Below are 25012 nucleotides of genomic sequence, written 5' to 3' on the forward strand. Positions count from 1 at the left end.
TCAATGCCGGAATTGTTCTCGCTCAAGGGCCGTGTCGCATTGGTCACGGGTGCCTCGCGTGGTCTTGGTTTTGCCATGGCCAAGGCACTTGCGGAAAACGGCGCGACGGTGATCGTCAATGCGCGCGACATGGCCGCCCTTTCCGCGGCCGCCGAAAGGATCGGTGCAGAAGCCCTGCCGTTCGATGTCACCGACGCGGCGATCTCAAGGGCGTCGCTCGAAGGAATCGTCGAACGCCACGGCCGCCTCGATATTCTGGTCAACAACGCCGGCATCCAGCATCGGAAACCGCTGGTCGAATGGCAGGACGAGGATTTCAACCATGTGGTTGCCGTCAATCTGTCGGCTTGCTTCCGCATGATGCGCGACGCGGTGCGCCTGATGCTGCCAAACAAGTTCGGGCGCATAATAAACACCGGATCGGTCGCAGCGATCCTTGGCCGTCCCACCATTCACGCCTATGTGGCGGCAAAGGCGGGCCTGCACGGGCTGACACGCTCCACTGCCGCTGAGCTGGGCCGTCACGGCATCACCGTCAACGCGATCGCCCCCGGCTATTTCGCCACCGAGCTCAACACCGCACTTATGCGCGACGAGGCCTTCACCAAATGGGTCGAGGCACGAACCCCCGCGGGCCGCTGGGCCCAGCCTGAGGAGCTCGGCGGAGCCGTGGTGTTTCTCGCCTCCGACGCTGCCGCTTACGTCAACGGGCACGTGCTGGCGGTTGACGGCGGGCTATCGGTTTCCCTGTGATTTCAACCGGCGACACCGTGCCGGCAGGGCGTGCCTGCTAGCCGCCTGAAATGACGACTTGCTGCATGCGCTGCTGGCCCGGTCCCCTGCACGGACGCCGACGCCACACGATTGGATGGCGCGCCGTATTGCAGCCGCCGACTTTCGATTCGCAACGGGTTATTTCGACGTCCGGCGGCATCGATGCTTGATGCCGCCAATATTTCATTCCACACACCGGTCACAATGAGAGACGACATAAGGGATCAGCGCCGGGTATTCGGGTGGGCCTTGCCTGCCTCCGCGGTCGTGCATTTGCTCGCCGCCGCGCTTCTTTTGTCCGCACTGCCGCTGTCGCCCCCGCAGCCGCAGAAGGAGCAGCCCATCGCAGTGGATATTGTGCCGCCCCCTAAACCGCCGGAAAAAACCAAACCTCCGTCCCCCGCTGAACCGCCCAAGCCGGAAAAGCAGCCGGAAGCCAAGGTCGAGACGCCGACGAGCCGTGAGGTCGCCGCGCAGAGAGCTGTCTTCGAATTCGGTGAGAAGGACGCCGGTCCTCGCAAGTCTCTGGACGGCAACAGTGCGGAGGATGGTTCGGAACAACCGCCAGCGCCGCAAGATCCCAATAAACAGGACCTTGCACAGGCGCCGGACGTGACCGCGGTCGGCGGCAAAGTCTCGGCTCCGCCGCCTGGCGTATCCGCGCCGCCTAAGCCCAAGCCAGCGAACGTCGCCAAGGAGCAAAAACCCTTGAAGCTTCAGCAAGCCAAGACGTTGTTCTCGGAAGCAGCAACCGGTGATCCGATAGCGACAAGCGCAATGGGTAATATACCCCGCCCCGTGCGGATCGGTCAGCTCTGCCTCACGGAATTGCGCGAACAGTTGCGCCGCGCCTCGCCCCCCTATTTTCCCGACCTCTTGCGTTCATTCAGGCTGAAGGAAGGCACTATCATGCAAGTTCCCAGGACCGCCTTCCGTGCCAACGGGCAGTGGTACGATTTGAGCTATCGTTGCGAGGTCGATCCGGACGCGACGAAAGTCATTTCCTTCGCCTTCCGTGTCGGAGATCCGGTGCCGCGCAGCGAATGGAAGCGCCGCGGGTTGCCCGCCGAATAGGTGGTCGAGGCCACGGAGGCTGGCTGGCCGGCGCCATCAAATCCGGCCGGCGATGTCTTCGCGCGCTCCGGGCTGCCGAACCAACACGCGCCAAAAGTGGCTTTCGTCAGCGGCTGCCGAAGTCTAGCATACGGCTTTGGGAGGAGGCTTCGATGACTTCAAGTTTCAACGTTCACCATGCTGCCGGCTATGAGCAGCTCATGGGCCGCTGGAGCCAAAAGCTCGCGCCGCTGTTCATCGGCTTCGCGGGCCTCAAGGACGGCGAAAAGATCCTCGACGTCGGATGCGGCACCGGCAGTCTGACCTTCGCGCTCGTCAAGGCCGCTGACCTCGGTGAGGTCGCGGCGATCGACTTTTCGGCCGTTTTCGTCGAGGAGGCAATCCGGCGCAACACCGATCCGCGGATAAAAATCCGTCAGGCGGATGCCTGCGCCCTGCCCTTTGAGGATGGCGCGTTCGACCGTGCCCTAGCCCTGCTCGTGCTCCATTTCGTGCCGGAAGCCGGCAAGGCAGTCGCCGAGATGCGCCGCGTCGTGCGGCCGGGCGGCGTCGTCGCGGCGACGGTATGGGACCATCTCGGCGGCATGCCGGGGATGCGCATGATGATCGACACGGTGGCGGTGCTCAGTGAAGGCGGACGCCAGCTGCGTGCCCGCTATTGCACGCAGCCGATGATGCAGCCGGGTGAAATGAAACGGACCTTTGTCGAACAGGGTCTCCGCGACGTTACGGAAACCCAGTTGATGATCCGCATGGACTACCAAAATTTCGATGATTACTGGGCGCCGATTGCCGCCGGCGAAGGGCCGCTCGGTAAGTATGTGGCCACGCTCGACCCGGAAGAGCGGGCGCGCACCGACGCCGCCATGCGCGACGCCTATGAGGCCGGCCGGCCCGACGGCCCGAGGTCCTTTGCCAATGTCGCCTGGGCCTGCCGCGGCGTCGTTGCCTGACCTTGGCGCTAATGCATGCCGCGCAAAAAGCGCGTCGCATGAGGCCGATCGAACGCGACGCGCTTTAGCCGATCCCGTAGACCAGCCCGACGCGGCCGTCCGAAAGCTGCTCGACCTTGCGCAGTTCGAGCCCACGACGATTCTTCGCCGTTCCAAACAGCGCCTTTCCGTCACCGGCGAGCAGCGGATAGACGATCAGCCTGAGTTCATCGACCAGCCCGGCATCGATAAGGCTCGCGGTAATTCGGGCGCCGCCCATAAGGTAGATGTCCTTGCCGGGCTGCTGTTTCAGCGCAGCGATATCCTCGAAATTCCGCACGAAGCGCGTCTTTGGCCAGGCCGCCGAAGTCATTGTGTTCGACAGCACATAATGCGGCGTCTGCGCGGCGAAGCGGGCCCATTCGAGCTCGGCCGGCTTCGGCAATTTGCCGGTCATCGGCAGCGGCTTGTCGGGCTCGTTCTGGATGGCGCTCCAGTAGCGCTCGTAGCCGGCATACATGACGCTGCCAAGCAGGCAAGCGTCGATTTGCGGCGTCAGGCCGTATTCGTCCGACCACGCGTCGACCCAATCGGCATAACCCTCGGGCCCCTCCATCTTGCCGTCGATGGAAATCTTCATTCCAGCGATCAATTTGCGCATGACTTCCTCCATCAGGCTTGCGGGATGCAAGCACGTTTCATCGTTTCAGCGTTGCTTCGTGTTGCTGGCGGCGACCTCAGGGATGGCCGCCGCGAGTTACATCAGGCCGGCAGGCGGCGGTCGTATTCTTCCCGCAGGCGGCTCCAGCCGTCCCAGAACGAGGTCGGCGTCTTGCCCGCCAGGCGGGCGGCCAGCAGGTCGAGGTGTATGTGCCAGCCGGCCGTGATGTTGAGCTGGATTGCACGTTCCGGCAGGCGGCGATGAACGACGGTGAGCAGCACATCGCTACCCTTCGCCTCCAGCAAGAAGGAGACGCCGCCGGTGTTTCCCCAGGTGATGGAAAGCTTGCGCGGCGGATCGAGTTCGGTGATCCGGCCCGCCATCCGATGCTCTTCGGGAAAGCCCGCGGGTCGCTGGCCAGGCGGGTCCGTCAGCTCGTCGTTACGCCAGACCAACTCGAACGAGCTGCCGGCCTTCATTTCCATCTGGCCCGCGGCCATCCATTGCCGGCGCAAGTCACTCTCGGTGAGATAGGCCCAGACGCGCTCGATGGGGCCGGGCAAGAGGCGCTGGATGGTGAACGTGGCGGGCTCGCTCAGCTCGCCATAGGCGTCGATGGTTCTCATCTGGTTCATTGCTCGTCTCCTTCTTTCGGGTTGGGCGATTTCCTGGACTCATCCTGGGCTTTGCGTGCGTCCTCTTCGCGAAGAAGGCGTTCGAGAACATCGAGACGACCGGTCCAGAAGCGCTCGTAGAAGCTGAGCCACTGATGGGCGCTGGCCAGCGGTCCAGGGGCTAGTCGGCACAGATGCGTGCGGCCCCTCACCTCTCGACGAATAAGCCCTGCGTTCTCCAGCGCCTTGATGTGCTTGGAGGCCGCCGCGAGCGACATCACGAAGGGTTCCGCCAGCTGGCTTACCGTTTTCTCGCCATCGGCGAGATCGCGAAGCATGTGCCGCCGGGTGGCGTCGCCAAGGGCGTGAAAAACCGCGTCCATCTGGGGTGTCTCTAATTCAACCATGTAGTTGAATATAGACGCACGCTTTGAGATAGTCAACCGTTTGGTTGAATAATTTTTGTGAAGCGCCGCGGGGCCGTTTGCGCCATCGAGCGTGTCGACGTGACGGGAGATACGGACGCGCCCCGCGACAGCAAGGGCGAGGCCCTTATTTGCCGTCGAAGAAACTGTGGATCGCGGCTTCCAGCTTTTCGATAAGCTGAGGGTTGTGGCAGCTGCCAGCCCAGATCAGGGCGTTTAGCCTCATCTCTTTGTTGATAAAGCTCACTTTCCCAGAATCCAGCAGGTATTCCGCGATCTCGTAGTGCCGCCCCTTGATAGCCTCGATGAGCGCGTTGTTTCTCCCCGTCTTGTCGGTCAGATTTACTTCCGCGCCATTCACCACGAGCAACTTGACGACTTCGAGATGCCCGTTCTTCGCCGCCTCGATAAGAGCCGTTCTGCCGTAGTAGTCAGCTCGCGCGTTGATCTCTATTTGGGGGTGTCTCACGAGGACAGAGATACACGCGTAATGTCCCTTGGCCGACGCAAGGCTCAAGGGCGTGCTCTTCCACTTGTTTCTGGAATTCACGTCGATTTCCGGGTCTTCGATCAGCGCCTCCACCACAGCTGTGCGGTCATTGAGGGCTGAAAGGTGAAGTGCAGACCAGCCGCCGTCGTCCGACTGATTGATGTCGGCGCCAGCCGCCAATTCCGATCGAACCGCCTCCGCATCGCCTTGTTCTGCCGCGACCAGCAGGGGCGACCAGTCTCTTGCCCCTTCGGCTTCCAAGCTGTTGGTCAACGCAGTCGCCTCCTCGGATAGTTCACAGAATACCACAGAATCCGCGATAGTGGGGTCGTCCTGCATTGAGTTCCCTGGAGCCCGTGGGTCACAGAGAGCTGTCGGCCCGAAGCGGAGGATCAGCGCTTCACGTCCGTCTCCTCACATTCTCCTGATATCGACTGGCTTTGGCGGCCATTCAGACTAGATAGAGCCTGCGCCGGGCGGAACGATGCAGAAGGACCTGAACATGCCTGAACAGATTACCCTGAATAGACCTGAACAGATCAGATTGAACGACGGCTCCGCCATTCCGCAAATCGGCCTCGGCGTATGGCAGGTCGATCCAGCCATCACCGCCAAGGTGGTGCGCTGGGGAATCGAGGCCGGCTACAGGCTGATCGACACCGCCGAAGGCTATCAGAACGAGGAAGGTGTCGGGCAGGCGATCCGCTCGGCCGGCGTGCCGAGAAGCGAGTTGTTCATCACCTCGAAACTGCGCAACGGCGCACATCAGCGCGACGCCGCCTTGCGCGCCTTCGACGAGACGATGAGCAAGCTCGGCATCGAACAGATCGACCTGTTCCTGATCCATTGGCCGGTGCCCAGCCAGGACAGATATGTCGAGGCCTGGAAGACGCTGATCGAACTCAGGCAATCAGGCCGGATCAAGTCGATCGGCGTTTCGAACTTCAACCAGAACCACCTCGAACGGATCATCGGCGAGACCGGCGTCACGCCGACCGTCAACCAGATCGAGCTCCACCCCCGCTTCCAGCAGCGTGACAAACGTGAATTCCACGACAGGCACAACATCCGCATTGAGAGCTGGAGCCCGCTGGGCAGCGGCCGGCTGTTGAGCAATCCGACGCTTGAAACCATCGCCAGGAAACACGGCAAGTCGGTGGCGCAGACGATCGTCAGGTGGCACCTTCAGGAAGGGCTGATCGTCATTCCAAAGTCGATCCACCAGGACCGCATCGCCGCCAATTTCGAGGTCTTCGATTTCGAGTTGGAAGCGAAGGACCTCGAGCTTATCCGGGGCATGGATTCGCCCGACGGCCGCACCGGCCCGAACCCCGCCACGGCCGCATTCCTGTTCTAACGAGGCGGGCCAACCCGGACGTTGGCATTCCTTCACACCCCCCTCTGCCCCGCCGGACATCTCCTCAAGGGGGGAGATCGGCAGCTTCAATAGCCGCGCCCTTCTTGCAGCGTCGGAGATTAGCGAAGGCCGCGATGAGGGCCAATCTCCCCCTTGTGGGGGAGATGTCCGGCAGGACAGAGGGGGGCGCTGTCCCGGCAGCGATCAAAACTACCCTTCCCGCTAGCTCATATCCCGGAGCCATCCACCAGCGGCACATCTTCGCCCTCCCAGGGGCTCGGCATCGATCCCTTGCTGAGATTGGCCGACGGCAGCGGCATCCAGCACTTCAGTTCGGGTTCGGCATATTCGACGATGCGTCCTGGAGACGAGTCGGAGGCGCGCCAGCCTTCGCTGCCGAACTGATCGGCGCGGGCCCAGTAAGCCATGTCGACCTCGGCCGGACCCTGTTCGGACGGCCGAACCGTGACAAGGATTCTGCTGCCGTCCCTTGGCGCGCTCGACATGTGGCGCCACTGACCGGGCTCGTCCATTGCATTTCCTCCTGCGATCTTCGCCTCGAACGAATAGTCGCTTCGCGTTCGGAAGCGGTCAACCCGAACTTTTTTGCCTGAGACAAAACCCCTGTCCCGTCGTCGCGGAACAAGTCATGGCACGCCGGGTTTGGGCAAGTTGTGAAGGAAGCAAAATGAGACCAGCGCCGCGACCGATCCTTACCATTATTGCATGGCAGGCCGCGTCTTTCGTTCGCAACCCGGTCCGGTCGCAATGAGGCAGGCCGGTTCCGATCATTCCATCCCACCGAAGGAGGGCAAAGGTGGCATAGGACGAGCGCTCGGCCTCGGACTGATAACAGGGGCGGCCGACGACGATTGTTCCGCAATAGGCACCTATGCCAGTGCCGGCGCCCGTTTCGGACCCGACCTGCTCTGGACGGCTCCGGTGACGTTGCCGATGATGTACGCGGTCGTCTACCTGTCGTCGAAGCTCGGCCAGGTGTCGGGGCGCGGATTGTTCCACGTCATCAAGGACTTCTACCCGCGGTGGCTGCTCTGGTCGGTGCTGTTGGGTGTGCTCGTCGGCAACACCATCGAGGCAGCGGCCGATCTTGGTGGAATGGCGGCGGCGATCAACATATTCGTGCCGCTTCCCATTCCGCTGATCGTGCTGTTCGTCGCCGCCCTCATCTTCGCCCTCCAGGTCTTCGGCTCCTATACTTTGATCCGCAACATCTTTCGCTGGCTGGCGCTGGCGCTGCTCGCTTATGTCGGTGCCGCCATTCTGGCCAAGCCGGATGCCGCGGCGGTGCTGCGCGGAACGCTGCTTCCCAGGATCGAATTCAACCGGGAGTTCCTGTCGATCCTGGTCGCCATCATCGGTACGACGCTGTCCGCCTATCTCTATACGTGGCAGTCCAATGAGGAGGTCGAGGAGGAGATTGCCCAAGGGCGAACGACGCTCAGGCAAAGGAAGGGCGCCACCGCCGGCGAACTCCGCCGCTCGCGCCGGGACATCCTCATCGGCATGACGTTTTCAAATCTCATCATGTATTTCATCATCCTGTCGACCGGGGCGACGCTCTACAAGGCGGGGCATCACGATATCGACACGGCCGCGCAAGCCGCGGAGGCGCTGCGCCCACTCGCCGGCCAGGCCGCAAGCGTTCTGTTCGCCGCAGGCGTGATCGGCGTCGGTTTCCTAGCGGTTCCTGTCATGACCACCGGCGCTGCCTATGACGTGGCACAAGCCATCGGCTGGAAAAACAGCCTGCACGCCCGGGCTCGAGAAGCGCCCAAATTTTATCTCGCCATCGGATTTTTTACGGCGATCGCCGCCGGCCTCAACTTCCTCGGCTTCAATCCGATGAAGGCGCTGGTCTGGTCCGGCATCGTTCAGGGCTTCTCGACGCCGCCCTTGCTGCTGCTCATCATGCTGATGACGAACAGCCGCAGGATCATGGGGGAGCAGGTGAACAGCCGCAGCACCAACATACTCGGTTGGGCAACGACCGCCGCCATCTTCTCGGCGACGATCGGCCTGGTGGCCACCTGGTTCATGTAAATCCGGCAGGACAAGGGACGCCGCTAGTTGGATTACCCGTTCCCGCTTGCGGATTGCCCCAGCTTTGCCGACCTTGGAAACTCCACAACATCTCCCACCGGCCGCTTGTATTGCGCTGCGACAATTGCATCGATCAGGAGATCCAGAGCCGCACGAGCCGTGCGGCTCGTCTCGTCCTCGCCGCTCAAATAGTGGCAGGCTCGTTCAAGGTGCAGGTGTGCGGCGGCAAAGTCGCTTGTCATAGGCATCTCCCTGTTGCCCGCCCGCCGGCAAGATGACCGCCTCGATTTAGCCAAAAGCAAATATCCACAGCCGGATTTAAATCAAATTGACCTGATTCACCGCAGCCGCGGAGCCACTCCAGCGCCGTGGCCTGTGCCTTGCTTGCATCCTCCCCGAGGACCGCTAGGCCGTCGAGGGATTGTACCACAGGCACATGGTTCCCCGACGTCTCGCCGGGAGCGCCCGAGGGCGACTTGCCTGATATGTCCGGCCGGCTGTTTATGCGCTCTATCCGACGCGCTGCGCCATCGCGGCTGAAGGCGCTGCGGCGGATCTTGCAACGCGCTGCGGCGCGTTGAATGAACCAATTGCGGGCGATGTGCCGCAAACTCAGTTCGCTCATCACCCAGCTTTTGAAATTTTCTCGCTCTTTTAATTCTACAAACTCTCTAGACTTAAAATAGATCGCTAGACCCAAGATCTTGAAATAGAGCGCTTGAGAGGGAGCCAGGAATGTCGAAAAAGCTCGTGGTGGGGCTGTCGGGCAACTTGACCCGGCCATCGAAGACCAAGGCGTTCGTCAGCCACATTGTCGGGCAGGCCGCCGAAAGCATCGGCGCGGCCTCGGCCGTCTTCGACATCGAGGATCTCGGCGCGTCCCTGCCGCAGGCAAGGCGCCTCGGCGATCTCGACCCGGCGGCGCGCAACATCGTCGAACGGCTGCTGGGCGCCGACATCCTGGTGGCCGGCTCGCCGACTTTCAAAGGCAGCTATACCGGGCTTTTCAAGCATTTCTTCGACCTGCTCGATCCGTCATCGCTGAGGGGCAAGCCCGTCATCCTCGCCGCGACCGGCGGCGGCGAGCGCCATTCGCTGATCGTCGAGCACCAGTTGCGGCCGCTGTTCGGCTTCTTCGAGGCGCTGACCGTGCCGACCGCGATCTACGCCTCCGACAAGGATTTTGCCAATGGCGTGCTGGTGTCGGAAGCCATCCACGCCCGCGCCCGGCAGGCGGTCGCCGAGGCATGCCGTGTAACCGGGGTGCCCTACGGCGTCGGCCTTGCCGCCTGAACGCACCACTGACCCGAGATCCCCTTTCCGATCCGTCCAGGAGCACGCCGCGATGACCAGATCCACCAAATCCAGGCAAATCAAACTGGGCGCTTTCCTGCCCGGCGGCGGACAGCATATCGCCGCCTGGCGCCACCCCGAGGCGCCGGCCGACGGCGCCACCAATTTCGAGTTCCACAAGCAGCTCGCCCTGACCGCCGAGCGCGGCCTGTTCGATGCCTATTTCCTCGCCGACAATCTGACGGTCGGGCTCGGAGCCCGCGAAGGCGGCAATGCCAAGATCGCCGGCTTCGAGCCGGTGACGCTGTTTGCAGCGCTGGCGCCGCTCACCACGCATCTCGGCTTCATCGCTACCGCCTCGACCACCTACGAGGAGCCCTACACGCTCGCCCGCAAATTCGCCTCGCTCGATCATCTGTCGAATGGCCGCGCCGGCTGGAACGTCGTCACCTCGGCCGGCGACGAAACCGCGCGCAACTTCAATCGCGAGACGCAGCCTGCCCACGCCGAGCGCTATGCCCGCGCGCATGAGCATGTCGAGACGGTCAAGGCGCTGTGGGACAGCTGGGAGGACGATGCCTTTATCCGCGACAAGAAATCGGGGCGCTTCTACGACAAGGACAAGCTCCACGACATCGACCACAAGGGCGCGCATTTCAGCGTGAAAGGGCCGCTCAACGTGCCGCGCCCGGTGCAGGGGCACCCGGTCGTGGTGCAGGCGGGGCAATCGGAAGACGGTCGCAAGCTCGCCGCCCACTCGGCGGAAGTCATCTTCACCGCCCATCAGAACCTGGCGTCGGCGCAGGAATTCTATCGCGATATCAAGGCGCGCGTGACGGCCGTCGGCCGCGATCCCGAGCAGGTGCTGATCATGCCGGGCGTGGCACCCTTCGTCGGCCGCACCGAAGAAGAAGCGCGTGCCAAGTACCAGCAACTGAATGATCTCATCCTGCCCGAAGACGGCGTCGCCCTGCTCAATGGGCTGGCCGGCCAGACGCTCGACATCACCGGCTATCCGCTCGATGGACCGCTGCCGCCGAGCAAGGAGACCGAAGGCATGAAGAGCCGCCAGGCGCTGATCCGCCAGATTGCCGACGAGCACAACTTCACCATCCGACAGCTCTACCAATGGGTGGCAACGGCCCGCGGCCATTATACCGTCATCGGCAGCGCCACGCAGGTCGCCGATCAGCTGGAGGAATGGTTTGGCAACGAAGCCGCCGACGGCTTCAACATCCTGCCGCCCTGGCTGCCCGGCGGGCTCGACGACTTCGTCGAGCTGGTGATCCCCGAACTGCAGCGCCGCGGTCTGTTCCGCACCGCCTATGAAGGCAGGACACTGCGCGAGAACCTCGGCCTCAGGCGGCCGGAAAACCCCTGGACCGCCGCCCGCTCGGCGGTGCTGGCCGCCGAATAATCCCGAGAAGCCCGATATTTTCCAAGCAGGAGGCAAGACGATGACCTTGCAGCACATCGAACAGGCCGCCAGCCTCGGCACGCCTGACAGCACGACAAGCCTCGGCACGGACTTCCTGCGCCTCGGTGGCCGGGCGGGCATCCGCTTCCTGTCGCGCTACGGCGTCCTCATCGCTTTCCTCGCAATCTGGCAAGTGTCGAGCAGCGCGGGCTGGGTCAACGCGGCCGTGCTGCCGCCGATCGACATGATTGTCGCAGCACTTTGGAAGGGGCTGGCCGGCGGCACTCTGCTCGGCGACATCGCCATCAGCCTGCAGCGCGCCGGTCTCGCTTTCGCGGCCGCCGTGCTGGTCGCCATCCCGCTCGGCCTGTTCATGGGCCAGGTGCGGGCGGTCGAGACCGCGCTCGATCCCATCCTGCAGGTCTTCCGCCAGACCTCGGCGCTGGCGCTCTATCCCGTCTTCATCCTGCTGCTTGGGCTCGGCGAAGCCTCCAAGGTGTTCGTCATCTTCTGGGCGACGCTGTTCCCGTTGCTGCTCAACACCATCGGCGGCGTCAAGCAGGTCGATCCGAAACTGCTGGAGATGGCCCGCGTCTATGGTGCCAGGCAGCTCACCGTCTTCCGTCGCGTCGTGCTGCCCGGCGCCGTGCCGTCGATCTTCGTTGGGCTTAGGCTCAGCGCCACCACGGCGCTGCTCCTTCTGATCGCCTCCGAAATGATCGGCGCCAACAAGGGCATCGGCTTTCAGGTGATGAACGCGCAGTACAACTTCCAGATCCCGCTGATGTTTGCGGCAATCGTCATCCTCGCCGGCCTCGGCCTGATCGCCAACCAGGCGCTGGTCAGCCTGCAGCGGCGGCTCTGCCGCTGGAGCAATGCCGTCGACTGACCACCCGCGCTTACCAATCTCAACCAGGCCAGAACTCAAATCAGGAAAGACCCGGACCATGAAAATCTCCCGCCGTTCCCTGCTTGCCGGCGCGCCCTTCGCCGCCGGCCTTCTCGCCGCCGGCCTGCCGCGCTTCGCCTTTGCCGAAGCGGCACCCGTCAAGTTCCGCTCCCTCGCCAGCCGTGGCAGCATCTCTCCGCATGAGCTGGCCGGCGAGCTCGGCTATTTCAAAGGCCTCGGTATCGAGGTCGAGAATGTCGGCTATTCCGGCGGCGGCCCGGAATCATTGTTTGCGCTCGCCTCCGGCAGCGTCGATATCGGCTCGGCTGCAACCGCAGCCGTGATCAACTCGATCTCCGGCGGCAACGACTTCGTCGCCGTCTATCCGAGCAACGGCATCAACAGCAAGGTGCGCAGCGTCTTCTACGTGCTCGATGACAGCCCGATCAAATCGATCGCCGACATTGCCGGCAAGACCATCGCCGTCAACACGCTCGGCGCCCATCTCGACTATACCGTGCGCGAGGCGCTGCACAGCGTCGGCCTGTCGCCGGACGCCGCCAATCTCGTCGTCGTGCCCGGACCGCAGCTCGAACAGACCTTGCGGTCCCGCCAGGTCGACATCGCGGCGCTGGGCTATTGGCAGGCGACATTTGCCGGGGCGCTGGTCGACAATGGCGGTGTGCGTGGCGTGTTCAACGACACCGACGTGCTGGGCGAGCTGGCGGGCGGCTTCGTCGTGCTCAGGCGCGACTTCATCGCCGCGCATCCCGACGCCGCCCGCAATTTCGTCGAGCAATCGGCGCGCGCCTCAGACTGGTCGCTGCAGAACCCCGACGAAGCGCGCAAGGTGCTGGCAAACATCCTCGACAAGCGCGGCGAAAACGGCGAGCTGGCGCGTTACTGGACCGGCTTCGGGCTGCGCCAGGGGGCAAAGGCGACGGATCGCGACATCGACTTCTGGGTCAGCGTGCTCGAGCGCGACGGCCGCCTGCCAAAGGGTAAGCTGAGGGCAGCGGACATCCTCTACCGGCCGGGCGAAACCAAGACCAACTGACAAAGGCAACCGACCAACCAGTTGGGAGACGAGCGCGATGAGCAGCACAAGCGGCGGTCAGGTCAGCATACGCGACCTGTCCAAATCGTTCAGCATCAGTGGGCGTTCGCTTGCCGTGCTGAGGACCCTCAACCTCGACATCCGCTCGGGCGAGTGCCTTGTCATCGTCGGCGCCAGCGGATCGGGCAAGACCACGCTGCTGCGCATCCTAGCCGGGCTGGAGGCTGCCGACAGCGGCGGCGTCGCCATCGACGGCAAGCCGGTGCACGGCGTCGGTGCCGAGCGTGCGGTGATCTTCCAGGAGCCGCGCCTGCTGCCCTGGCTGACCGTGCTCGGCAATGTCGCCTTCGGCCTCGAAGTGCGCGGCGTGCCGAAGGCCGAGGCCGAGGAACGGGCGCGCTTCTATATCGCGCTCGTCGGCCTCGCCGAATTCAGCGATGCGTTTCCAAGGCAGCTGTCGGGCGGCATGGCGCAGCGCGTCGGCATTGCCCGCGCGCTGACCGTGCAGCCCGAAATCCTGCTGCTTGACGAGCCGCTGGGCGCGCTCGACGCGATGACCAAGATCGGCATGCAGGAGGAACTGGCGCGCATCTGGAGCGAGGAGAACGTCACCATGGTGATGGTGACACACGACCTCGAGGAAGCGATCTACCTTGCCGACCGGGTGCTGATCCTGCCCAAGGAGAAAGGCGGCGCGGCGCGGCTGATCGACATCGACCTGCCCCGCCCGCGCGAGCGCAGCGAAAGCCGCTTCGTACGCTACCGCGAGGAACTGCTGCGCGAATTCGGCCTGCACTGAAAGCCGCCTAAGAGGCCTTGGTTCCTCGCCCCGCAAAGCGGGAGAGGTGTCTCGGCGAAGCCGAGACGGAGAGAGGGTCCTCCTTATAAGTGCCCTTAAGTGCCCTGCCCCCACGCTCTTCCTGGAACCGGATTCCCCGCCCCCGCATTTCCTTAACCGGGAGGCGAAGGAGCGCGGCATGAAAGCTTTGTTCGCAATCTTTGGCGGCTTCGTGCTGACGCTCGCCGTATTCGCCAGCGGCCTCGCCTTCGCCACCTGGCTTACGGCCGGCCGCCCCGGTCTCCAGCGTCGCCGAACTGTGGACCAGGGACCCGCGACCGGTGAACCCGGCCTCGCAGCGCCTCGAGCGCCTCCCGGCCCGCCCGGTCCCCGTTCGCACCTCGGAAGTTGATCGCAGCTCGAAACCCGCCGATGCCGCAGCGTCGACAACCGACATCACCGCGACCGGCTCTATCCAGCCACCAGCGGAAGAGCAGCAGACGCTACCCGCCGCCCATGTCGAATGGTGCGCCAGCCGCTACCGCTCCTACCGGCCGGACGACAACCGCTACACGTCCTACAGCGGACAACAGCGCCCCTGCATCTCGCCCTATCTCGGCGCCGCCGATGACGGCAGCTACGTCGAGGCGAGCGATAGGTCGTCGGTGGAGGGCTACCCGCCATCGGACGAAACCGGCGCCGCCGAGCTCTCATCCGATCACGTGCAATACTGCTTCAGCCGCTACCGGTCATATCGACCGGAGGACAACAGCTATCAGCCGTATTCCGGGGGGCCGCGCAGGCAGTGCGAGTAGGCAGGCCGGGGGGTGGCTGGCGGCCGCAGTGCATGGCGCCTTGTGCGACCCACCCAACGATCACGCAGATTTCTTGGATCGTTCGGGTTGGCGCGGCGTTCATCCGATACCCAAAGGAGAAATCAACATGGGCGACGACCGGGAAGACAAGATTCGTGAGCGCGCATACCAGATCTGGGAACGCGAAGGCGGGATCCATGGCGATCCCGAGCGGCACTGGCACCGGGCCGAGGCCGAGATCGACAGGGAGGCAGCCCTGCCACTGACGGCAGGCGATGCCCTGCCGGAAACCCGCGAGGTCGCGAGCTCCGACGTTTTGACGGTAGAGGCCCTGGCGGTGCGCACCGGCATATCGGGCGAACAGGCGCAGGAGCTGATCGACAGGCTGGGAAACGACAGGGCGGCTATCGAACAAGCCGCACGCAACCTTAAGGGGAAGCAGCGGCTCGGGGAGTGACAGATGATCAGAAAACTCAAAGACGGAAAATACCGCCTCTATTCGCGCAAGAAGGACGAAAAGACCGGCAAGCGCCGCAATCTCGGCACCTTCGATACCCGCGAGGCCGCCGAAAAGCACGAACGCGAGGTGCAGTATTTCAAGAGGCATTGAGGGGCGTGCTGTCGCTTCCCAGGCAGCCGCGCCGGACGCCTGGCGGAACCTGAATTCCAGCCCGCAACAAGCCGTCGCGAAGCCACTACCGCTCCCACAGGCCAAGCGACGACCACTACACATCCTACAGCGAAGGGCAGCGCCCTTGCATCTCGCCCTATCTCGACGCCGCCGATGACGGCAGCTACGTCGAGGCGAGCGATACGTCGTCGGTGGAGGGCTACCCGCCATCGGATGAACCCGGCGGCGCAGAGCTGTCATCCGACCACGTGCATACTGCTTCAGCCGCTACCGGTCATATCGACCGGAAGACAACAGCTATCAGCCCTATTCCGGGGGGCCGCGCCGGCAGTGCGAGTAGGTGGGGCGTCGCGGACACGATGGTGAGGTGAGGGCACGCCTGGAATAGGAACACGGCCCGCGCCCACGGCACCTGACCGACTTCGAATCCAGCTCCTTGCCGAGTGGCCGAGACTGCAGCATGGCAATCCTGAAACGAACATCGCGGCGAGATCAGCGGGTTCGGCACCGCACACCGGATCGATTAGCGCTCACACACGCGCCGATCAAACGTGCTCGGCTCTATCGAGACTTTAACATACGCTTCTCATGCAATTCTGTATGTCAATAGGACGTCAGCGGACAAGCCGCTTTAAGGCATTGATTTCATGGGGATAATTTTCGCATATAATGTCTTGCATACAGACTTCTACCCGGCATCACTATACACATTGAAACATTGCAGAAGAGCATTGGATCATAACTCGCTGTAACAAAAGCATTTTATCTAAGACAATATCAGATATCCACAGACATGTAGAAAACTTTAACGTCGGCGCGTTGACATTGAACGACGGCGACGATACAGCTTTAGATTGTCGCGATAGGGATAGTGCTGAAATGGCTGATAATGAAGGGCTGGAGCAGTTCACACTGACGCTAAAGGGGAATGGGGTCGAGATCAAGCGTGAGATCAGCCCAGATCAATTTGCTGCGATCATGAGCGTGGTTATTGGCAGAGATATGTCTGCCAGTAATACTTCGACCGCATCCACGGGAGCGCCGGTAGAGCTACCAGTTAAAATCTCGCTCAGAGAATTTCTCGACGAGGTCAAAGCAGTGCGTAAGCCGGATCAAATTGTGGCAATAGGTCATTATATTGGCCTTCATGAGGGTCAGCCCACCTTCTCCCGTGAGGACATAAAGGACCGCTTTGCTGCTGCGAGAGAACCTATGCCCTCGAATTTCCCGCGAGATTTCGGGGTGGCCATCAAAGCTGGGGCAATCGCCGGGGCACATCAAAAGGCGGGCCACTACTACGTGACCAAAACCGGAATACAGGCTGTTGATCGGCACTTCGGGGCCGACGCGAAGAAGTAAGAGGACACGCATCCATGGCTCTCAAGGATTTGGTTGCGGATCGTGGCAAGATCACGGAGGAGATGATCGAGAAGATCATAGCCGATTATATCCGGTATGATCCAGGAACCTACGAAATCGTATTTACCCGGGCCGGCATGGCATTGGGGAACGACGCCAAAGTTCTAGTAATGCTTGTTGCGATTGTGGGCTGGAAGTACGTGACCGACGAAACTCGCTCGGTCGACACGCGACCTGCTGCTTTGGAAGCGCTTACTGGCATCCATGGCGGCTCTTTGCGCCCCACGCTCAAGAAATTGAAAGATTCCCGCCTTCTTGCAGTTGTTGATGGCCATTATTCGGTCAAGGTAGCCAACCTCGAGGCAATTGCGAGCACGGTTGCGGGGGAGAAGGCGTTGGCTCCCGCCAAGCGCACTGCCGGTAAAGCTGACAAGATAGCGAAAACGCTTTCGCCAGATGAACAGGCGACCATCCAGACTGGTCAAACAAGCAGGCGGAAATCGGTTGTGCCGATCCGGGCATCGCTAGACCGGTTAGTAAAAGATGACTTCTTCTCAGAGGTGCGGACCTTGCCACAAGTCTTGGCTGAGCTACATGAGCGCGCAATTATAGCCAAGACAACATCCCTATCTGGACCCATCGCCGATCTGGTTCGAAACGGCAAGTTGAAGCGCAAAAAGGTCATCAACGGAAACAAGGAAATATGGGGCTATAGGGCGGCTTAACATGCGCGACACCATCATCGCGAACCTGTCCGCACATATCCAACCCCTGCTGGTAACTGAACTGGTCGACGCTTACGAGCAATTATTAGCAAAACATCGCGCTGGAGACTTGGAGGGCGCGCTGGTGAAAGGCGGCCGGCTCGTCGAGCAGGTGTTTCGGACGATCGAACATCTCCGTACGGGCACCACGCCCGTCGAGATAAAACAGGTCGCCCAAACTATGAAGCAGATAGAAAACGACACGTCACTTTCGGATTCGCTGCGATTCCTCATACCTCGTGCCGCTTATGGCATGATCTACGACCTCCGCAGCAAGCGAAACGCCGTGCACGTGAAGGAAATTGATCCAACTTCCATTGACGTATCCCTAGCGGTGGCAGGGGCGAGTTGGATCATCGCAGAGTTCCTACGGCTCTATCATGTCAGTGATGACAAAGCTGTGGCCCAGGCGATGCTTGCGCTGACGCGAACGTCGATCCCATTGATCGAGGCCATCGATGGAGAAGTGTTTGTGGGTAAACCCGTCGCGGCAAAGTATGAGCTGCTGTTACTACTGGCCCATGCAAGGCCGGCAGGATTGACGCGCACCGAATTAGGTACCGCTGTCAAGTGCAGTCAGCCCTCGGTCAGCAACGGACTTAAAGACCTAGTCAAGAAACGCTATGTTCATTTGTCTTCAACAGGCCAGTATTTCGTAACCAGTGCCGGCGAACAAAGTTAGCGGAGTGGCTCATTTCTGTTCAATGAAGGTCGAGCGGCACCCTTCTAGCCTCTCACCCGGCGCGATCCCTCCACCGTATCAAGCCGTTCCTGCAAATGCCCATTCAGCACAATCATCTCCTTGAGCGCCTTCACCGCATCGCCCTGGTGCTGGGCAATGAACTTGTCGGCGATGGCCTGCAGGGCTGCCTCCTGGCGGCTGTCCAGCCTCACGATGTGGTCCATGACGACGGCTCCGATCGTTCCTGTTGAAATTGAACAAAACGGGAACAAAAGTGTCAAGAGCGAATTGACTCTGCGAGGAATGCCTTCCTATTTGTCAGTAGGTGGGGCGGTTGCTCACAAATCGAGGAGAGCCGCGATGGGCAGACGAAAAAGCCGGTTCGACAGGCTGTCGGCGAGGGATGCGGAGGCAATCATCAGGGACACTTTGAGCCTGCGCCGGACGGTGCTGTCGTCGCAGCTGCATCTGAAGGCGCATGGCGAGCTGTTCTGGCAGCTTTGCGGGCTTGTCGAGAAATTGCACGAGGTGCTGGCCAGCGTCGCGGAGAAGGAGCCCGATTACCGGATGGCGGAGCTTGGCCTGCTTCCCCTCCCCGAGGATTACTCGACCCGGAAATGAGCCATGGCCGGGCCGATGGACAGCGTTGGGCGTGCCGCCAAGGCCAACATGCTGCTCATCGTGGAGTGCGGCCATTGCTACCATGTCGGACGCTTCAGGGCGAATGACGTGGCCCAGGTGGTGGGCTGGAACAAGCCGCTGGAAGCGATCAGGTTCAGGTGCAAACGATGCAGCCGCAAGGACACGACGGTGAAGACGCAGTTCATCGACCAGGACCATCCACCCAAGGGCTACATCTGGGTGCTGCAGAAGTTCAAGCGCTAAAACAACGAGCCTTGCACCGGCGCCTGCTGCGGAAACTTGATCTGTGTCGCCGGCTTGTCGACGATCACCAGCGCGTCATCGGGCGCCGTGCGCTGCAGGTGCCTTGCCTCCGACCACGGCGCGGTGAGCCAGGCCTCGGTTTCTTCCGGCGTGGTCAGGATCACCGGCATCGCCTTCTCGTGGATCGGCGCGATCAGCGCGTTGGGCTGGGTCGTCATGAAGCCATAGACCTGGTGATCGGCGGGGCCGTCCTTGATCTTGCGAATGCCCTGCCAGCGCGTCCACAGGCCGGCAAAGAAGAATAGCGGGCGGTCCTCGCCGAGTGCAAACCAGTAGTTGCGCTGAATGCCGGTCTCGGGGTCCTTGTCGCCGGGCGTCGGGCTGGGCTCGGCGAAGCTGGTGACAGGCACCACGCAGCGGTTCTCGATGCCGAGATATTGCTGCCAATGGCCATATTGCGGATTGCGGATATTGGTGGTGCCGTAGTCGGCCTTGCCCTTGACCCGCTCCAGTGGCGTCGGCATGCCCCACAGCAGATTGGCCAATTCGCGTTCGCCGTCCGGCGCGTTGCGCACCACCGGGCCGGGCTGGTTGGGATAGATGTCGATGGAGGGTTCGAGATTGCCGAGGATGTCGCGCAAGGCGCGGGTCCACTGGCGGATAGCCTCCTGGCTGGTCGTGATGTTGTAGAGATTGCACATTTTCAGGCCGTTCCCGGATGCTCAGGCATCTTGTTGGAAACGGCCCGGAATTTCCAGCGCTGTCCGTTGAGTTGCTGACACGGCAGGCCGTGTCAGCAATGGCTTTGTGAGACCTACCGCGCCGATTGTCTCATAGCTTGTGCGGCTACCGCCGCGAGAAAAGCCCTCGCCGCGGCATCGCAGGCCGCTCGAGACGGGCCTTTGGCGAAAAGAAGAAGCTCGGCGGCTCGAATGTTGAGCCCGTGCTTCCTTGCGAATGTGGCTAGATCGTAAGGCTTGTTGTCGTAAGGTTCGTCGTAATCGATCGTCAGATCGTAGTTTTCTTTCATTTTCTTCCTCCCGTTAGCGATCTCCCCCCTCCTGTCGCTAACGCAAAATTAACGTCGATGGCGGCGGGCGAGTCCACCAATCACAGATTGTGTAAAAAACGTACGAGCTCGCATGCTCGCCCTCGCAACGGGCCTGCGAGCAATCGCCGCCGACCGGACCGGTCGAAAGAGCCGATTATGATGGCAATGTTGGAAAGGCTGCCACGGCCTGGTGCTACGAGGTGTCCGCGACGCCTAGCGTGCCTAAATGGCCGGCATTTTCATCTTCCGGGCCCCGGTCCGCAGCCGGCCTCGTTGGGTCCGGCTAAAGGATAAATCCGGCTAATAATACCGTAAGGAGTAGTGATAGCGGAACGGCCGCAAGACACCAGATCTCCAACGTGTTGTTTTGCATCGGGTCCATCATCAGCCTCACTTTTTGGTTTGTCATTGTGACACTAACGGTTGGTCGGAGGTAGCGGTTCCAAGCGACCCCGTTCATAGAGCGCTGCCTGTGCTGCATATTAGCAACAGCTTGACGACCGCTGAGCCCGTACCGCTTGGACAACTTCACTGGCGCCGGTGGATGCGTATTCCGCAGGACTGCAAGCGCCCCTCGGCATCAGTCGTGCGGGGATCGATCGCCGCCCATCATCAGCGCCGAGCCGGTCATGCCCCGGAACCCAATGGCTGCATCTATCTCCGGCCGAAGTTTCGCTACCACCGAGCCGATCCGATGTTCACTCCAGCCAGCGATGCGCGTTTACAGGGACCTAAGTCTGACCTGCCTGCGCAATGGTCTTGTGCACGGCCGGCGTCGGGAACAACTGCGCCCGTCTTCAGTTGATGGCGTCACCTCCTCGAGGAGACATCGGCGCAGAATCAGTCCCTTCATGCGCTGATTAGGGTCCGCCTGCCATTGCTGGATTTGGCAGGCGGACCCTTGGTTCGGTACGCTCCAGATGGAAAGCGGGTAAGCTCGGGATCACTCATCATCCCAGAAATCCCGTAGAGACGTATGGCGGAGGTCTTCCTCGCCCCTGAGATGCTTGACCTGGCTTGACATCCGAGACGACCTCCCAGCGCGCGCATGCAGCGGGGTCGCCCTCAGCCTTCCAGCGCCTCGTGCTGGTAAAGCTCGTCCATGCTGAGCGTCGCCAGGGCGGCGAAGGGTGCCTGCTTTTTCACGCGGCCGTGGCTCAGGATCACGACGTCGTCGCAGAACGAGATGGTGCTGCGATGATGGCTGATGACGATGGTGGTGCGACGGCCGGCGCGCGACTTGAGCGTCTCGACGATTGCCGCTTCCGACAGGCCGTCCACCGCATTGGTGGCTTCGTCGAGGATGAGGATATCGGGATCGCGCACCAGGGCCCTGGCCAGCGCGATCCGCTGCCGCTGTCCCGCCGAGAGATTGACGCCACGATAGCCGACGACCGTCCGGTAGCCCTGCGGCAGTTGCTCGATGAAGCCATGCGCTTCGGCCAGTTTTGCCGCGCGCTCGGCGTCATCGGCCGAGGCCGCGTCCTGGCCGTAGATGATGTTGTCGAAAATCGTGCCGTCGACCAGCTCCAGCTCCTGGCTGGCGAGCGCGATGTGCTTTCGCCATTGGCTGGGGTCGATGCGGTCCAGAGGCGATCCATCAACGAGAATCCTGCCGCTATCCGGTTCGACGAAGCGGCACAAAAGGTTGACGATCGTCGTCTTGCCGGCGCCCGACCGGCCGATCAGCGCGGTCGAGCGGCCGCTACCGATATCGAAACTCGCCGCATGCAGCACCACCGCGCGCTGCTCCGAGCCGGAATAGGTAAAGGTGACGTCCTCGAACTTGATGCCTTGGCTGAGCCCGGGGAACGCTGCGCTGCCTTGCGGCGGCTGGGGCTTGTCTGACGGGTCCAGCATCCACGTCACCTCTTCCAGCGATCCGCTGAGGCCCTGCAGCTGGCTCCAGGCCATTTGCAGCGACCGCATGTAGGGCTGCAGCCTGTAGAGCAGGATGACGAAGGCGACGATCAGCGGGAAGGAAACATTGGCGAACCAGGCGCCGATCACCACCGCCAGGAACAGCATGGCGTGCAGAACCTCGGTCAGCGGCGGCAACGCTCCCTGGCGGGTTAAAAGCACGAAGGCCGCCCGGCGCACCGCGTCGGATGCCTGGTCGAAAGCCGCTTTCTCGCGTTGCTCCTGGCCAAAAATGCGGATCAGCCGCCCGGCATGCACCAGATGCAGCATCTGCGATGCGAGCTGGCTGTTGCGGGAGGCGACGCTGCGGCTCGGCGCCTTCAGATTGGCCGACAGCACGGCGTGCGCGACCTGGACCAGCGCCAGCCCGAGCGTCACCAGCAGCGTCATCTGCCACGACAGGAGCAGCAGGAAGGTCAGGAGGATGATTGCGGCCGACGCGTTGACGATTGCTCCCAGCGTGATCTGGATGGCATCCGAGGCCCGCCAGGATTCGTTGGAGATGATGTTGAGCAGCCGTCCGGGGCTTTGCTGCAGGAAGAACGGGTAGCCCACCCGCAGCAGCTGCTCCGACAGCGCGCTGCGGATCGAATGGCTTGCCTTGCCGTAGATGAAGGTGGTCAGCAGCGTGTTGGCAAAGGCGAACAGGTTCTTCAGCACGATCGAGCCGAGGATGGCGACCGAAATGACGATCAGCCGGTCGCGCTCGCTCAAGCTCGATCCGACATGCTGGAAGACGGCGGAGAAGCCAGCCATGCCGGTCTGCCCCTGTTGCCCCATGATTATGTTCAGCAACGGAATGATCAGGCCGATACCAAAACCTTCAAGCGCGGCGCTGAGCAGCCCGAGCACCACCACGGCAGGAAGCAGGCGCAACTGCTTTCTTCCGAGCGCGCGGCGCAGCATCGGCAGGCTGGGCGGCATCAATCGCATGGTGGCGGATCACCTCGCCTCGGCATTTGCCTGTTGCTCCTGTCGCATTTGCGCCGGTTGCGGCGATTTCGCCAGCAAAAGCACCGCGAACTTGGCCGCGCCGAGCAAATTCATGCCGACGATCGGCCAGTGCGACAGCTTGAGTTCACGGTCGAACAGAGGGCCTTTCACCAGTTCGCGCAAGGCCGCCCTCATCGACCAGTAGCAATGCCGAAGCAGCCACGGCGCGTGGCGGATATGTTTCAGGCAAAGCCCGCCATTACCCATGCTGTAGTCGCGGTGCAGCTTTTCGATGGCCTTGCGGTCGCGCCGGCCGTGATGGTGATAGATGGTCATGTCGGGCACATATTCGACCGGAATCCCAAGCAGCACCGCCCGCACCAGATAGTCCGTATCCTCGGCGGAGCGCAGCGGGCCGCCGGCGCCGAACCGTTCGTCGAAACGGCCGATGCGGGCGGCAACATCGCGGTGCATCGTCATGTTGCAGCCAAGCACGAAGCCGCCGGGATGGACATCCGGCGTAAGCCGCGCGCGCACCGGCGACCGCTTGATGGTGAACGGCAGGTCGCGAGGATCGCCGATCTCGACGCGGCCACCGCGGATGACCCGTTCGCCGGCCGCATAGTGCCGCTGCAGATCGCGCAGATAATCCTTGTGGACTGCGCAATCATCATCGACGAAAACCAGCACGCGGCCCCGCGCCCGCTCCAGCCCGGCATTGCGCGCGGCCGCCAGTCCAGGTCGTGGTTCGCGAATGGCCGTGAACGGAATGTCCGAAAGTTCGGCTATGCCGGCCAGCCGCTCTGCTGTGCAGTCGGTCGAACCGTTGTCGACAACCACCAGTTCGGCAGAGAAGGCAGCGTAGGCGCGGCACGCGGCCTGGATCGACTTTATGCAAGGCTCGAGCACGTTGACGCGGTCGCGTGTGCAGACAATGAAGCTGACCTCCGGTGCCGGCCCGTGCTGCGGCCGGGGCGACATGGCCGCCGGCACCGTCGAGCGGCCGCGCTGCTGGAGCTGATGGGATTTGACGAACATGCGCTGCTAGCTCAACTGGTTCGAAGGCAAAACCGCCGCGGCCGGCACGGACTGCAGATACCGCGACAGGGCATCCACCTGCCTGGTGACCGACATCGAGGCGAGACTGAAACGCGGCGCGAAGGCACCGGTGCGAAACACGTACTGCTCGCGCCGCCGGATGAGTTTCCATTTCGCCGTCCGCGTCAGGAATTCGTGCATCAGCAGCGGCTGTCTTTCCCCCGATATCAGCTGATAGAGGAAATAGAACAGGTTCAGCGTGCCAGCCTGGTAGCTCGGCCTCGTCTCGGCCGGCAGCGCGGCAATCCTTTCTTCAAGCGAAAGGATCCATTCGGCGGCACGGCGAACCGTGTCCATCGACAGGACTTCACCGATGCCGCGGAGGTCCTGCGTCTCTTGTACGAGCCCTTCGCGCTCGAGGTTCTCGGCGACGATCTTCAAATGCGTCCTGCGCATTTCGCGCTTGTGCCTGTTGGTCACGCTGTCGTCATGGATACGATAGGCGATCAGGCTTTCGGGGCTCATGGCCGCCGGGTAGCGGTCGGTCAGCCGCCTGAACAGGTCGAAATCCTCGGCATGCTTGTAGCTGGTATCGTAATATAGAACATCTTCTTCTATGACATTCCTGTTGTATACCACGGTGGAATGCATGAAGATCGTGAAGAACATCGACAATATACGCAGCGGATTGTCCTGGAATATCGGATCGGGCGAACCCCTGACGACGCGGTTGCCGAGCAAGGTATCGAAACCCGCGCCGCATAGAGCGAGGTCAGGCTGCTGGTTGAACAGCGCGACCTGCCGCGACAGGCGCTGGGGATAGGCGATGTCGTCGGCGTCCATCCTGGCGACCAGATCGCCGCGCGCCACGGCCAGGCCTTCGTTCAAAGTTGCGATCAGGCCGCGGTTTTCGCGTGAGATGATCGAGATGCGGCTGTCGGCCTGGCGGTATTTCTGCAGGATCTGCAGCGAGTTGTCGGTCGAGCCGTCATCGATGGCGATGACCTCCAGACGCTCGTAATCCTGCCGCAGGATGCTGCCCAGCGCAGCGGCGAGATAAGGTCCGGCATTGTAGATCGGCAGCACGACGGACACCAAGGGAGCAGCCATGA

28 protein-coding genes and 2 pseudogenes are annotated in these 25012 nt (G+C 62.1%); 19 read left to right on the forward strand and 11 right to left on the reverse strand.

Annotated features, from left to right (window positions below; genetic code table 11):
- The first annotated feature begins 3 nt into the window (after positions 1 to 3).
- The 3 genes from NKI47_RS02340 (at position 4) to NKI47_RS02350 (ending at position 2801) form a co-directional block, all read left to right on the forward strand.
- Positions 4 to 753 carry a glucose 1-dehydrogenase gene (locus NKI47_RS02340; RefSeq protein ID WP_352451446.1) on the forward strand — a complete coding sequence of 250 codons (750 nt, stop codon included), beginning with the start codon at positions 4 to 6 and terminating at the stop codon, positions 751 to 753.
- Positions 754 to 936: 183 nt separating this feature from the next.
- A complete protein-coding gene (locus NKI47_RS02345) occupies positions 937 to 1848 on the forward strand; it encodes a DUF930 domain-containing protein (protein WP_352587114.1) in 912 nt (303 codons plus the stop codon).
- A gap of 152 nt (positions 1849 to 2000) precedes the next feature.
- Positions 2001 to 2801: a class I SAM-dependent methyltransferase gene (locus NKI47_RS02350; RefSeq protein WP_023677312.1), complete on the forward strand. Its 801-nt coding sequence runs from the start codon at positions 2001 to 2003 to the stop codon at positions 2799 to 2801.
- Positions 2802 to 2865: 64 nt separating this feature from the next.
- On the opposite strand, the gene NKI47_RS02355 is transcribed toward NKI47_RS02350, so the two are convergent.
- From NKI47_RS02355 to NKI47_RS02370, 4 genes are all read right to left on the reverse strand, one after another.
- Positions 2866 to 3441: a dihydrofolate reductase family protein gene (locus tag NKI47_RS02355; protein WP_031211957.1), complete on the reverse strand. Its 576-nt coding sequence runs from the start codon at positions 3439 to 3441 to the stop codon at positions 2866 to 2868.
- Positions 3442 to 3542: 101 nt separating this feature from the next.
- A complete protein-coding gene (locus NKI47_RS02360) occupies positions 3543 to 4076 on the reverse strand; it encodes an SRPBCC family protein (protein ID WP_352587117.1) in 534 nt (177 codons plus the stop codon).
- Positions 4073 to 4462: an ArsR/SmtB family transcription factor gene (locus NKI47_RS02365; protein WP_023677309.1), complete on the reverse strand. Its 390-nt coding sequence runs from the start codon at positions 4460 to 4462 to the stop codon at positions 4073 to 4075. Before NKI47_RS02365 ends, NKI47_RS02360 begins: the two co-directional genes overlap by 4 nt.
- A 145-nt stretch (positions 4463 to 4607) precedes the next feature.
- Positions 4608 to 5243 carry an ankyrin repeat domain-containing protein gene (locus NKI47_RS02370; protein WP_352587120.1) on the reverse strand — a complete coding sequence of 212 codons (636 nt, stop codon included), beginning with the start codon at positions 5241 to 5243 and terminating at the stop codon, positions 4608 to 4610.
- 229 nt (positions 5244 to 5472) lie between these two features.
- On the opposite strand from NKI47_RS02370, the gene NKI47_RS02375 reads away from it, so the two are divergent.
- Entirely contained in the window at positions 5473 to 6327 is an 855-nt protein-coding gene (locus tag NKI47_RS02375) for an aldo/keto reductase (RefSeq protein WP_031211956.1), read from the forward strand.
- Between the two features lie 227 nt (positions 6328 to 6554).
- On the opposite strand, the gene NKI47_RS02380 is transcribed toward NKI47_RS02375, so the two are convergent.
- Entirely contained in the window at positions 6555 to 6860 is a 306-nt protein-coding gene (locus NKI47_RS02380; RefSeq protein WP_023677305.1) for a hypothetical protein, read from the reverse strand.
- Between the two features lie 235 nt (positions 6861 to 7095).
- Between NKI47_RS02380 and NKI47_RS02385 the strand changes: the two genes are divergently transcribed.
- The 13 genes and pseudogenes from NKI47_RS02385 (at position 7096) to NKI47_RS02445 (ending at position 18073) form a co-directional block, all read left to right on the forward strand.
- Entirely contained in the window at positions 7096 to 8388 is a 1293-nt protein-coding gene (locus tag NKI47_RS02385) for an Nramp family divalent metal transporter (RefSeq protein WP_031211955.1), read from the forward strand.
- A 735-nt stretch (positions 8389 to 9123) separates the two neighbouring features.
- A complete protein-coding gene (gene msuE, locus NKI47_RS02390; protein ID WP_023677302.1) occupies positions 9124 to 9681 on the forward strand; it encodes an FMN reductase in 558 nt (185 codons plus the stop codon).
- Positions 9682 to 9733: 52 nt separating this feature from the next.
- Positions 9734 to 11098 carry an LLM class flavin-dependent oxidoreductase gene (locus NKI47_RS02395; RefSeq protein WP_352587123.1) on the forward strand — a complete coding sequence of 455 codons (1365 nt, stop codon included), beginning with the start codon at positions 9734 to 9736 and terminating at the stop codon, positions 11096 to 11098.
- Positions 11099 to 11138: 40 nt separating this feature from the next.
- Positions 11139 to 11987 carry an ABC transporter permease gene (locus NKI47_RS02400; protein WP_023677300.1) on the forward strand — a complete coding sequence of 283 codons (849 nt, stop codon included), beginning with the start codon at positions 11139 to 11141 and terminating at the stop codon, positions 11985 to 11987.
- A gap of 58 nt (positions 11988 to 12045) precedes the next feature.
- Positions 12046 to 13044 (forward strand): ABC transporter substrate-binding protein, encoded by a 999-nt coding sequence (locus NKI47_RS02405; RefSeq protein WP_352587126.1) that lies wholly within the window; start codon positions 12046 to 12048, stop codon positions 13042 to 13044.
- A 37-nt stretch (positions 13045 to 13081) separates the two neighbouring features.
- Entirely contained in the window at positions 13082 to 13843 is a 762-nt protein-coding gene (locus NKI47_RS02410) for an ABC transporter ATP-binding protein (protein ID WP_352472198.1), read from the forward strand.
- 178 nt (positions 13844 to 14021) lie between these two features.
- Positions 14022 to 14637: pseudogene (locus tag NKI47_RS02415) on the forward strand (BA14K family protein).
- Between the two features lie 127 nt (positions 14638 to 14764).
- Entirely contained in the window at positions 14765 to 15094 is a 330-nt protein-coding gene (locus NKI47_RS02420; protein WP_287286361.1) for a DUF2934 domain-containing protein, read from the forward strand.
- A gap of 3 nt (positions 15095 to 15097) precedes the next feature.
- Positions 15098 to 15247: a hypothetical protein gene (locus NKI47_RS02425; protein WP_023677295.1), complete on the forward strand. Its 150-nt coding sequence runs from the start codon at positions 15098 to 15100 to the stop codon at positions 15245 to 15247.
- Between the two features lie 263 nt (positions 15248 to 15510).
- Positions 15511 to 15608: pseudogene (locus NKI47_RS02430) on the forward strand (BA14K family protein); the annotation flags it as partial.
- Positions 15609 to 16147: 539 nt separating this feature from the next.
- On the forward strand, positions 16148 to 16627 hold the full coding sequence (locus NKI47_RS02435) for a hypothetical protein (RefSeq protein WP_352587129.1): 480 nt from the start codon (positions 16148 to 16150) through the stop codon (positions 16625 to 16627).
- A gap of 14 nt (positions 16628 to 16641) precedes the next feature.
- On the forward strand, positions 16642 to 17352 hold the full coding sequence (locus NKI47_RS02440) for a hypothetical protein (RefSeq protein ID WP_352587132.1): 711 nt from the start codon (positions 16642 to 16644) through the stop codon (positions 17350 to 17352).
- A gap of 1 nt (position 17353) precedes the next feature.
- Entirely contained in the window at positions 17354 to 18073 is a 720-nt protein-coding gene (locus NKI47_RS02445) for a hypothetical protein (RefSeq protein WP_352587135.1), read from the forward strand.
- Between the two features lie 44 nt (positions 18074 to 18117).
- Here the strand turns inward: NKI47_RS02445 and NKI47_RS02450 are convergent, their stop codons facing one another.
- Positions 18118 to 18297, reverse strand: a complete 180-nt coding sequence (locus NKI47_RS02450; RefSeq protein ID WP_352587138.1) for a hypothetical protein — start codon at positions 18295 to 18297, stop codon at positions 18118 to 18120.
- A gap of 136 nt (positions 18298 to 18433) precedes the next feature.
- Between NKI47_RS02450 and NKI47_RS02455 the strand changes: the two genes are divergently transcribed.
- Together NKI47_RS02455 and NKI47_RS02460 are read left to right on the forward strand one after the other, a co-directional pair.
- On the forward strand, positions 18434 to 18694 hold the full coding sequence (locus NKI47_RS02455) for a hypothetical protein (RefSeq protein WP_352587141.1): 261 nt from the start codon (positions 18434 to 18436) through the stop codon (positions 18692 to 18694).
- A gap of 3 nt (positions 18695 to 18697) precedes the next feature.
- Positions 18698 to 18958, forward strand: a complete 261-nt coding sequence (locus tag NKI47_RS02460) for a hypothetical protein (RefSeq protein WP_023677293.1) — start codon at positions 18698 to 18700, stop codon at positions 18956 to 18958.
- Here the strand turns inward: NKI47_RS02460 and NKI47_RS02465 are convergent.
- The 5 genes from NKI47_RS02465 to NKI47_RS02485 form a co-directional block, all read right to left on the reverse strand.
- Positions 18955 to 19659 (reverse strand): SOS response-associated peptidase, encoded by a 705-nt coding sequence (locus tag NKI47_RS02465; protein WP_352587144.1) that lies wholly within the window; start codon positions 19657 to 19659, stop codon positions 18955 to 18957. The two genes, NKI47_RS02460 and NKI47_RS02465, sit on opposite strands and share 4 nt — an antisense overlap.
- A 113-nt stretch (positions 19660 to 19772) precedes the next feature.
- On the reverse strand, positions 19773 to 19988 hold the full coding sequence (locus NKI47_RS02470; protein WP_023677289.1) for a hypothetical protein: 216 nt from the start codon (positions 19986 to 19988) through the stop codon (positions 19773 to 19775).
- Between the two features lie 1086 nt (positions 19989 to 21074).
- On the reverse strand, positions 21075 to 22862 hold the full coding sequence (locus NKI47_RS02475; protein ID WP_352587147.1) for an ABC transporter ATP-binding protein: 1788 nt from the start codon (positions 22860 to 22862) through the stop codon (positions 21075 to 21077).
- A gap of 9 nt (positions 22863 to 22871) precedes the next feature.
- Complete coding sequence (locus NKI47_RS02480) at positions 22872 to 23900, reverse strand: glycosyltransferase family 2 protein (RefSeq protein ID WP_023677286.1); 1029 nt, start codon at positions 23898 to 23900, stop codon at positions 22872 to 22874.
- A 6-nt stretch (positions 23901 to 23906) separates the two neighbouring features.
- Entirely contained in the window at positions 23907 to 25010 is a 1104-nt protein-coding gene (locus tag NKI47_RS02485; RefSeq protein WP_352587150.1) for a glycosyltransferase family 2 protein, read from the reverse strand.
- Positions 25011 to 25012: the final 2 nt, after the last annotated feature.

Source organism: Mesorhizobium sp. M0633 (assembly GCF_040320645.1).
Classification (GTDB): domain Bacteria; phylum Pseudomonadota; class Alphaproteobacteria; order Rhizobiales; family Rhizobiaceae; genus Mesorhizobium.